This is a genomic window from Streptococcus sp. DD10 (assembly GCF_001578805.1).
Lineage (GTDB): Bacteria > Bacillota > Bacilli > Lactobacillales > Streptococcaceae > Streptococcus.
In genome coordinates, this window is record NZ_KQ969157.1 from 258121 (window position 1) to 268047 (window position 9927).

At 39.8% G+C, this 9927-nt stretch carries 8 protein-coding genes and 1 pseudogene; all 9 read left to right on the forward strand.

Going from position 1 to position 9927, the window contains the following annotated elements; translation table 11 throughout:
• The first annotated feature begins 114 nt into the window (after positions 1-114).
• On the forward strand, positions 115-789 hold the full coding sequence (locus STRDD10_RS01120) for a response regulator transcription factor (RefSeq protein ID WP_067192412.1): 675 nt from the start codon (positions 115-117) through the stop codon (positions 787-789).
• Positions 779-2161, forward strand: coding sequence for a sensor histidine kinase (locus tag STRDD10_RS01125; RefSeq protein WP_067192415.1), 1383 nt, complete (start codon positions 779-781; stop codon positions 2159-2161). The genes STRDD10_RS01120 and STRDD10_RS01125 overlap by 11 nt, the downstream gene beginning before the upstream one ends.
• Positions 2162-2460: 299 nt before the next feature.
• Entirely contained in the window at positions 2461-2682 is a 222-nt protein-coding gene (locus STRDD10_RS10285) for a DUF1146 family protein (protein WP_269450112.1), read from the forward strand.
• 60 nt (positions 2683-2742) lie between these two features.
• Entirely contained in the window at positions 2743-4023 is a 1281-nt protein-coding gene (gene murA / locus STRDD10_RS01130; protein ID WP_067192417.1) for a UDP-N-acetylglucosamine 1-carboxyvinyltransferase, read from the forward strand.
• Entirely contained in the window at positions 4016-4204 is a 189-nt protein-coding gene (locus tag STRDD10_RS01135; RefSeq protein ID WP_067192420.1) for a DNA-directed RNA polymerase subunit beta, read from the forward strand. Before murA ends, STRDD10_RS01135 begins: the two co-directional genes overlap by 8 nt.
• A 47-nt stretch (positions 4205-4251) precedes the next feature.
• Positions 4252-5097 carry a DNA/RNA non-specific endonuclease gene (locus tag STRDD10_RS01140; protein WP_067192423.1) on the forward strand — a complete coding sequence of 282 codons (846 nt, stop codon included), beginning with the start codon at positions 4252-4254 and terminating at the stop codon, positions 5095-5097.
• A gap of 350 nt (positions 5098-5447) precedes the next feature.
• Positions 5448-6494, forward strand: coding sequence for a phenylalanine--tRNA ligase subunit alpha (pheS, locus tag STRDD10_RS01145; RefSeq protein ID WP_067192425.1), 1047 nt, complete (start codon positions 5448-5450; stop codon positions 6492-6494).
• A gap of 2 nt (positions 6495-6496) precedes the next feature.
• Positions 6497-7012: pseudogene (locus tag STRDD10_RS01150) on the forward strand (GNAT family N-acetyltransferase).
• Positions 7013-7169: 157 nt separating this feature from the next.
• Positions 7170-9575 (forward strand): phenylalanine--tRNA ligase subunit beta, encoded by a 2406-nt coding sequence (gene pheT, locus STRDD10_RS01155; RefSeq protein WP_067193003.1) that lies wholly within the window; start codon positions 7170-7172, stop codon positions 9573-9575.
• Positions 9576-9927: the final 352 nt, after the last annotated feature.

The following is a 9927-nucleotide window of genomic DNA, read 5'->3' on the forward strand; positions in this document are numbered from 1 at the left end:
GCTATTTCTGATGAGGCTTTGAACAAGGCCTTATATGATATAGTAAAGTGATTCTTAAATTGAGCAATTTTTAAGGGAAATTTGATATAATATAGAAAAAAAGAGGAGTCAAACATGATTAAGATTTTATTGGTAGAGGACGATCTTGGTTTATCCAATTCTGTCTTTGATTTTTTAGATGATTTTGCAGATGTTATGCAAGTTTTTGATGGAGAAGAAGGATTATATGAGGCAGAAAGTGGAGTCTACGACTTAATTTTACTTGATTTGATGTTACCTGAGAGAGATGGATTTCAGGTGTTGAAAGAATTGCGTGATAAAGGGGTTACGACCCCGGTCCTTATAATGACTGCTAAAGAAAGCCTTGATGATAAAGGTCATGGTTTTGAGCTGGGTGCGGATGACTATCTTACTAAGCCATTTTATCTTGAAGAGTTAAAAATGCGTATCCAAGCGCTTCTGAAACGTTCCGGTAAGTTTAATGTTAATACTATTTCTTATGGGGATGTTTCGGTTAATTTATCAACTAACTCGACGATAGTAGGAGATAAAGAAGTGGAATTGTTGGGGAAAGAGTTTGATTTACTCGTTTATTTCTTGCAAAATCAAAATGTAATCTTGCCCAAAACACAAATATTTGACCGTCTTTGGGGATTTGATAGTGACACTACCATATCAGTTGTCGAAGTTTATGTTTCAAAAATCAGAAAAAAATTGAAAGGAACTACCTTTACAGACAACCTGCAAACTTTACGTAGTGTCGGGTATATTCTAAAAGATGTGGAGTAAGAAAAATAAGAAAAAATATCCTGGGAATTTCTCTTATTTTCTTCGTTATTTTGGAACTTTTACGATTATTTTTTCAATGATGACTCTAATTATTTTGCAGATTACACGCACGATTATGTATCAAAGTGTGGATGATGATTTGCGAGTGATTAGTAACAATCCTGAATGGGTCATGGAATATTCGATTGTAAAATCATACTACGGGAAAAATTCTTTAATATTCCTGCCAGATAAGGAAAAAACGGAGAACGATAAGCAGGAAAATAGCAGTGATACAGTTTCATCGAGTGACTCAAATGTACGAGTTCCAGCTCCCTTATCCGAAAAGGTAAATATCGGAGCAAATACTGAGATTGTTCTCTTCGATACTGATGGGAAAGCTATCGCACAAGAAAATGATTTTCAAGGATTAGACTCTATTGATTTCCGTGAGAGTGATTTGGGGCGGATTACTTTTTACGAGACTCAAAATGTTGCTAAGCACATTGAAAAATACAGAGGAATTCTAATTGAATTAAACCAAACTGATATACCTAATGTACGGTATGCTGCAGTTTTAACGAATGTTAATCAGCTTGAACAGGCTAGTAAAACCAATGAGAGAATTATTCTTATGGTGATGATTGGATTCTGGTTTATTTCTTTAATTGCTAGCCAATATTTAGCTTCTGTAAGTGTAAAACCTTTGATAGATAGTATTGAAAAACAAAAAACTTTTGTTGAAAATGCAAGTCATGAGCTTAGAACCCCACTTGCCGTTTTACAGAATCGTTTAGAAAATCTCTTTCGAAAACCTGAGGCTACGATTCTTGAAACAAGTGAAAGTATAGCATCTAGTCTTGAAGAAGTAAGAAATATGCGATTGCTTACGACAAATTTGCTGAATCTTGCTCGCCGTGATGATGGTCTAAGTCCAGAAATTGTCGAAATTGAACCAGCATTTTTTGATGCCATTTTTGAAAATTATAGTATAATTGCTGAAGAAAATGGTAAAAATCTTACGTGGAATAATCAGGTTACCAAGGTAATCAAATCAGATAAAACTTTATTACGTCAATTGGTAACGATTCTTTTCGATAATGCTGTTAAATATACAGAAGAAGATGGAACAATACAGTTGAATGTTTTCGTAGGAAAGAAAGATAAACAGCTGGTGGTACAAGTTGCGGATAATGGGCCAGGTATTCGAGATAGTGACAAAACTCATATATTTGAACGTTTTTATCGTGTAGATAAAGCAAGAACTCGTCAAAAAGGAGGATTTGGGTTAGGTTTATCATTAGCAAAGCAAATTGTGGAAGCACTTAAAGGTACGATTGTAGTTAAAGATAACCAACCTAGGGGAACGATTTTTGAAGTAAGATTAAAATAATTATAGAAGGGTGTAATCTGAAAACTTGATTTCATCCGAATAAAAGGGTACTTAATGAAATTCTTTTTAAGATGATAGTTTCGTCAGTAAAGTATAGAATCTCATAAGTCTTTTAAGACTATTTTTATGAAAAAAGGTGAGTGGATAATCAAACTCTTTGAGGTATTGATTGTTATCGCTCACTTTTTTGTTGGCAAGAAACGAGATATCTGAATATTTTTTAACGATTCTCTTAATGAATTTTTTGAAATTTTAAAAATGATGTAATATTTTTATGATATACTAGAGGCATGATTCAAATGATATTTAATTTTTCTAGTTATATGATTTTTATTTATTTTTCTTTTTACCTACTCAATACAACTGTGGACTGGTCTCGCTTTTTGCGTTTGGATCCAGAAAATATAAAAAGATCTCGATTATTGATTCTCTTATTTAGTATTGCTTTGGGATTTATACTAGCTTCGTTTTTTCTAAGTCTTTACAATATGAGTCGTAATATTTTTCTTGAGACATTTTAGGGAAAATTTTGATGATTTTATGATATTATAGAAGATAAGATTAATTCTTAGGAGACAAGAATGGATAAAATAATTATTAATGGTGGAAATACCCGCCTTGTTGGAGAAGTACAAATTGAAGGTGCAAAAAATGCTGTTTTACCTTTGTTGGCAGCTACAGTTCTGGCGAGTGAGGGACAGTCAACATTGACAAATGTACCAATCCTGTCGGATGTGTTTACGATGAACAAGGTAGTAGAAGGGTTGAATACAACAGTACAATTTAATGAGTTAGAAAATAAGGTCACAGTTGATGCTACTAAGTCCTTACATGAGGAAGCTCCTTATAAGTATGTAAGTAAAATGAGAGCGTCGATTGTAGTTCTAGGCCCAATCCTAGCTCGTAATGGTCATGCTAAAGTATCGATGCCAGGAGGGTGTACGATTGGAAGTCGTCCAATCGATCTTCATCTCAAAGGTTTGGAGGCTATGGGAGCCGAAATTCATCAAACAGCAGGTTATATAGAAGCTAAAGCGGAGCGTCTTAAGGGAGCTCACATTTATATGGATTTTCCTAGTGTTGGAGCAACTCAAAATATTATGATGGCAGCAACTTTGGCAGATGGTGTATCAATCATTGAAAATGCAGCTCGTGAGCCTGAAATTGTTGATTTAGCAAATTTTCTTAATAAAATGGGAGCGATGGTCCGTGGTGCGGGGACTGAGACGTTAACTATTACAGGAGTGGATAAACTTCACGGAGCAGAGCATAGCGTTATTCAAGACCGAATTGAGGCTGGTACTTTCATGGTTGCTGCTGCCATGACAGGTGGGGACGTATTGGTAAAAGATGCTGTATGGGAACACAATCGTCCTTTACTCGCGAAGATGTTGGAAATGGGAGTTAAAGTTACGGAAGAAGCGACAGGAATCCGTATTCAAGCTAATAAAAATGATCTGAAAGCAGTTAGCGTGAAAACTTTGCCACATCCAGGTTTTCCAACCGATATGCAGGCCCAGTTTACTGCTTTGATGGCTGTTGCAAAAGGTGAGTCAACTATGGTTGAGACAGTTTTTGAAAATCGATTCCAGCATTTAGAAGAAATGCGTCGTATGGGACTCCACTCCGAAATTTTGCGTGATACAGCACGTATTATTGGGGGAGAAGAATTGCAGGGAGCCGAAGTGATGTCGACAGATTTAAGGGCATCGGCAGCACTCATTTTAACAGGACTTGTAGCTAATGGAACGACAAAAGTAGGTAAATTGACCCATTTAGATAGAGGCTATTACCGCTTTCATGAGAAGCTTGCAGCTCTAGGAGCGGATATTCAGCGTACAAAGGAAGAAAATGATGACTGATAGATTGCGATTTGTCGGAAAACAATTAGGAATTTTATTTCTAATTCTTTTGATTGCCATGGTGATATTTTTTGCTGGGCTCATGATAGGCTATAGCGTGATAGGCTCACATTCTAATCCGTGGGAAATTTTTTCACCATCAACTTGGGGACAAGTTTTTAAGAAATTAACTGGAAATTAGGTACTTTCGAGAGCTAGTAAGCTCTCGTTTTAAGTGAGGAAAACGAAATGGCTAAAAAGAGAAAAATAAAGAAAAAACAGGTCACCAGTCTGCTGAGTCTAGTCGTTGCTATGGCCTTAGCTATTGGAGGTGCGTATCTAGGTAATGTAGATGATGTAACAAGTGCTAATGGTGGTATTTCTCAAAATAAAAGTTCTAGTAATGAGGCCACTCCAAGTCAAGCCTTATCTGAATCAGTAGTGACAGAGAAGGTGAAAAAGGAAATTGGAGGAACTCTGGTTTGGAATGGTGCAGGTGCTTTTGAAGTTAATAGCAATAAGACAGATTTAAATGCAAAAGTTTCAAGTGCTCCCTATGCGAATAATCAAACCAAGCAAGTAAACGGACAAGTAGTTCCAACGGTTGCAAATGCACTACTTTCTAAATCAACAAGACAATATAAAAGTCGTGAAGAAACAGGAAATGGCTCTACTTCTTGGACACCGGCTGGTTGGCATCAGGTTAAAAATTTATCAGGTGAGTACAATCATGCAATTGACCGTGGGCATCTTTTGGGATATGCACTTGTTGGGGGATTAAAAGGCTTTGATGCTTCAACGAGTAATCCTGAAAATATAGCTGTTCAAACAGCTTGGGCTAATCAAGCACGAGCAAATGATTCAACAGGCCAAAATTATTATGAGAGTTTGGTGAGAAAAGCACTGGATAACAATAAACGTGTTCGCTATCGTGTGACCTTAATTTATGCCAATGATTCCGATTTAATAGCAGCCGGTTCGCATATTGAAGCAAAGTCTAGCGATGGTAGTTTGGAATTTAATGTTTTTGTTCCAAATGTTCAGTCAGGCTTGTCTATTAACTATCAAAGTGGTGAAATTCAAGTAAATGAGTAAAAAACTCTTGCTAGTAGGGTGAATTTTTGTTACAATAAAAGAACAATTGCATAGGTTCCGTAAGACTAGTACTTTAATGGAAGTGTGAATCACTAAAAGTGAGAAGGGAGGAGAGTCCTGACTGTAAGCTCTCTACATGAAAGTTAAATGAATTCACTTGCAGAAGGAACAAGAAATTAAGGTCTACTTTGTGGTAGATAAAAACGGATGGTACCGCGTGTCGACGCTCCGATTGTGGAGTTTTGGCACGTTTTTTCTTTTATGTAATCGTTTAATAAATTCAGGATTAATGGTTAGTTATGATATCAAAAATACCTTCAATCAGTTGAAATTATTGGAAAGGGAAAAATATGTCGACTATAGAAGAACAGTTACGAAAACTTAGAGAAGAGGTCTTCTCATCACTCCAGCAAATTACAGTTGAAAATGAAAAAGAGATGCAAGAGTTACGCGTCTCTGTCCTTGGGAAAAAAGGTTCCCTTACTGAAATCCTTAAAGGGATGAAAGATGTCTCTGCTGAAATGCGTCCGGTTATCGGAAAACATGTCAATGAAGCGCGTGATGTATTGACGGCTGCCTTTGAAGAAACAGCTAAGCTTTTGGAAGAAAAGAAAGTCCAAGTCCAATTAGCTAGTGAGAGTATCGACGTGACCCTACCTGGACGTCCAGTCGCAAGTGGTCATCGTCATGTCTTGACCCAAACCAGTGAAGAAATCGAAGATATCTTTATCGGTATGGGTTACCAAGTCGTCGATGGGTTTGAAGTCGAAAAAGACTACTACAACTTTGAACGCATGAACCTTCCAAAAGATCACCCAGCGCGGGATATGCAGGACACCTTTTACATCACAGAAGAAATCTTGCTCCGTACCCACACGTCTCCAGTTCAGGCGCGTGCTATGGATGCCCATGATTTTTCAAAAGGTCCTTTGAAAATGATCTCTCCAGGGCGTGTTTTCCGTCGTGACACAGACGATGCGACTCACAGTCACCAGTTCCATCAGATCGAAGGTTTGGTTGTTGGGAAGAACATTTCTATGGCAGACCTTCAAGGAACGCTTCAGTTGATCGTGCAAAAGATGTTTGGTGCAGAACGCCAAATCCGTCTGCGTCCTTCTTACTTCCCATTTACTGAGCCTTCTGTTGAGGTCGATGTCTCTTGCTTCAAATGTGGTGGAGCGGGATGTAATGTATGTAAGAAGACTGGTTGGATCGAAATCATGGGAGCCGGTATGGTTCACCCAAGCGTACTTGAGATGAGTGGCATTGATGCAACAGTCTATTCAGGATTTGCCTTCGGACTTGGTCAGGAGCGTGTAGCCATGCTTCGTTATGGAATCAATGATATCCGTGGCTTTTATCAAGGAGATGTTCGCTTCTCAGAACAGTTTAAATAATCATGTTAGTTAGAGTAAAAATCGACCAGGCACAGACTTTACGAGATCTAGAAGTGGAGACCTACCGGGACACCTTTGGTCCCTATATTGTTGAGAAAGATTTGGAAGATTACTTCTCTACTGTGCTCTCTTCGGAGCAAATCGAGAAGGATCTGCTAGATCCAGAATCTGAAACCTATTTTGTCCTCAATGAAGAACAAGAAATCTGTGGTTTTCTCAAGATCAACTTGGGTCAGGCGCAGGCCGAGCCAGTAGAGATGGACAAGTCCTTTGAGATCCAACGGATCTATGTCAAAAAGGAATTTCATGGGGCTGGTTTTGGCAAGGAAATGTTTAGCTTTGCGCTGGATCAAGCCAAGAGCTATAGCTTTTAGTGGGCTTGGCTAGGCGTCTGGGAACGCAACTTTAAGACGCAAGATTTTTACTATCGCTTTGGATTTGAACGATTTAGTGAACACCAGTATATCACCGGAGATACCGTGGATACAGACTGGTTGTTGAGAAAGAAATTGATCTAGAAGGAACAAGAAACTTCTATTCTAGAGAAGGGGAGGTTATGGGACCTACCTAAGCCAGTCTCGAGCTGGAAAACACAAAATGAAAGGATCAAAACGAGGGTGGATGGAGATTTAGGAAAGATAACTAGATTTCTGCTTGGCCCTTGGTATCTTACATATGTTAGTTAGTTATAAATGGTTAAAAGAATTGGTGGACATTGATGTGCCATCACAAGAGTTGGCTGAGAAAATGTCAACTACAGGGATCGAGGTCGAAGGTGTCGAATCACCGGCTGCTGGTCTTTCAAAAATTGTCGTCGGTGAGGTCTTGTCTTGCGAAGATGTGCCGGAAACTCACTTGCATGTCTGTCAGGTTAACGTTGGCGAAGAAGAAGCCCGTCAGATCGTTTGTGGTGCCTCAAATGTGCGTGCTGGTATCAAGGTCATGGTGGCTCTTCCAGGAGCTCGTATCGCTAACAATTACAAAATCAAAAAAGGGAAAATCCGTGGTTTAGAGTCTCTCGGAATGATTTGTTCCCTTGGTGAATTGGGTATTTCTGACTCCGTCGTACCCAAAGAATTTGCAGATGGCATCCAAATCTTGCCTCAAGATGCTGTTCCAGGGGATGAAGTCTTCTCTTATCTAGACTTGGATGATGAAATCATTGAACTTTCCATCACTCCAAACCGTGCAGACGCTCTTTCTATGCGTGGGGTAGCGCACGAAGTAGCAGCGATTTATGACAAGGCAGTCAATTTCAAAGACTTTGCTTTGACTGAAACAGACCAATCCGCAGCGGATGCTCTTTCTGTCATCATTGACACAGACAAGGCGCCTTACTATGCAGCCCGTATCTTGGACAATGTGACCATCGCACCAAGTCCACAATGGTTGCAAAACCTTCTTATGAACGAAGGCATCCGTCCAATCAATAACGTAGTGGACGTGACCAACTACATCCTGCTCTACTTTGGTCAACCCATGCATGCCTTTGACTTGGATACCTTTGAAGGCAATGACATCCGAGTGCGTGAAGCGCGTGCGGGTGAAAAACTAGTGACCTTGGATGGGGAAGAGCGTGAGTTAGAAACAAATGACCTCGTGATTACGGTTGCGGACAAAGCCGTAGCCCTTGCAGGTGTCATGGGTGGTCAGGCTACAGAAATCTCTGAAAATTCTAGCCGTGTTGTCCTTGAAGCTGCTGTTTTCAATGGCAAATCTATCCGCAAGACTAGCGGTCGCTTGAATCTTCGTTCGGAATCATCTTCTCGTTTTGAAAAAGGGATTAATGTTGCAACGGTAAATGAAGCCCTTGATGCGGCAGCTAGCATGATTGCTGAACTTGCAGGTGCTACGGTGCGCAAGGGAATCGTTTCAGCAGGTCAGCTTGATACTTCTGATGTGGAAGTTTCTTCGACTCTTGCAGACGTTAACCGCGTCCTTGGTACGGAGCTTTCCTACGCCGATGTAGAAGATGTCTTCCGTCGTCTTGGCTTTGGTCTTTCTGGAAATGAAGATAGCTTTACAGTTAGCGTTCCACGTCGTCGTTGGGATATTACCATCGAAGCAGACCTCTTTGAAGAAATCGCTCGTATCTATGGCTATGACCGCTTGCCAACTAGTCTTCCAAAAGACGATGGTACAGCTGGTGAATTGACTGCGACACAAAAACTTCGCCGTCAAGTTCGTACGATTGCTGAAGGGGCAGGTTTGACAGAAATCATTACCTACGCTCTGACAACTCCTGAAAAAGCAGTTGAGTTCACAGCTCAACCAAGTAACCTTACAGAACTCATGTGGCCAATGACAGTGGATCGTTCTGTCCTCCGCCAAAATATGGTCTCAGGTATTTTGGATACAGTGGCCTATAACGTGGCTCGTAAGAATAAAAACTTGGCTCTTTACGAGATTGGAAAAGTCTTTGAACAAACAGGTAATCCAAAAGAAGAACTTCCAAATGAGATTAACAGTTTTGCCTTTGCCTTGACAGGCTTGGTTGCTGAAAAAGACTTCCAAACGCCGGCTGTTCCAGTTGATTTCTTCTATGCCAAGGGAATCTTGGAAGCCCTCTTTACTCGTTTGGGACTGGAAGTGACCTATAGAGCGACTGCAGAACTAGCTAGCCTCCACCCAGGACGGACAGCTGTTATTTCCCACGGGGATCAAGTTCTCGGTTTCCTTGGGCAAGTACACCCTGTGACGGCTAAGGCTTACGATATTCCTGAGACTTATGTAGCTGAGCTGAATCTGTCAGCCATCGAAGCAGCGCTTCAGCCAGCTGCTCCATTTGTGGAAATCACGAAATTCCCAGCGGTTAGTCGTGACGTGGCTCTACTCCTCAAGGCGGAACTCACTCACCAAGAAGTTGTAGATGCTATCCAAGCTGCCGGCGTGAAACGTTTGACAGACATCAAACTCTTTGACGTCTTCTCAGGCGAAAAATTGGGACTTGGCATGAAGTCAATGGCCTATAGCTTGACCTTCCAAAATCCAGAAGACAGCTTAACAGACGAAGAAGTCGCACGCTATATGGAAAAAATCCAAGCATCACTCGAAGAAAAAGTGAGTGCGGAAGTACGATAACTATATACGTGAAAAGGCTGGGCAAGAAGTGTCCAGCCTTTTTGTTGAATAATCTTTATGATGTATTAAATTTATGAGGAAACAGGAAAATAGAAAAATTTTGGGAATCTTTTCTATTTCTTTTACGAAACTATTTTTCTCTTTTGGTTTTGTTCTTTGTTAGTACAGGTATGAAATTGTTTTAGTTTATAAGGGATAAGTGTATATTTTGATAGAATGAGGAAATAGATTAAGAGAGAGTAATTATTTTAATCTAAGGATGACAATTTGTACTTGAAATTATTATTAGATTTTGGTATACTAAATTGGTCGCCACCCTTAGTGTAATGGATATCACGTAAGATTCCGGTTC

Bases quoted from the DNA above. Each gene is read 5' to 3' on its own strand.
- STRDD10_RS01120 (WP_067192412.1), top strand. From the start codon at position 115: ATGATTAAGATTTTATTGGTAGAGGACGATCTTGGTTTATCCAATTCT.
- pheT (WP_067193003.1), top strand. From the start codon at position 7,170: ATGTTAGTTAGTTATAAATGGTTAAAAGAATTGGTGGACATTGATGTG.
- STRDD10_RS10285 (WP_269450112.1), top strand. From the start codon at position 2,461: ATGATATTTAATTTTTCTAGTTATATGATTTTTATTTATTTTTCTTTT.
- pheS (WP_067192425.1), top strand. From the start codon at position 5,448: ATGTCGACTATAGAAGAACAGTTACGAAAACTTAGAGAAGAGGTCTTC.
- murA (WP_067192417.1), top strand. From the start codon at position 2,743: ATGGATAAAATAATTATTAATGGTGGAAATACCCGCCTTGTTGGAGAA.
- STRDD10_RS01125 (WP_067192415.1), top strand. From the start codon at position 779: ATGTGGAGTAAGAAAAATAAGAAAAAATATCCTGGGAATTTCTCTTAT.
- STRDD10_RS01140 (WP_067192423.1), top strand. From the start codon at position 4,252: ATGGCTAAAAAGAGAAAAATAAAGAAAAAACAGGTCACCAGTCTGCTG.
- STRDD10_RS01135 (WP_067192420.1), top strand. From the start codon at position 4,016: ATGACTGATAGATTGCGATTTGTCGGAAAACAATTAGGAATTTTATTT.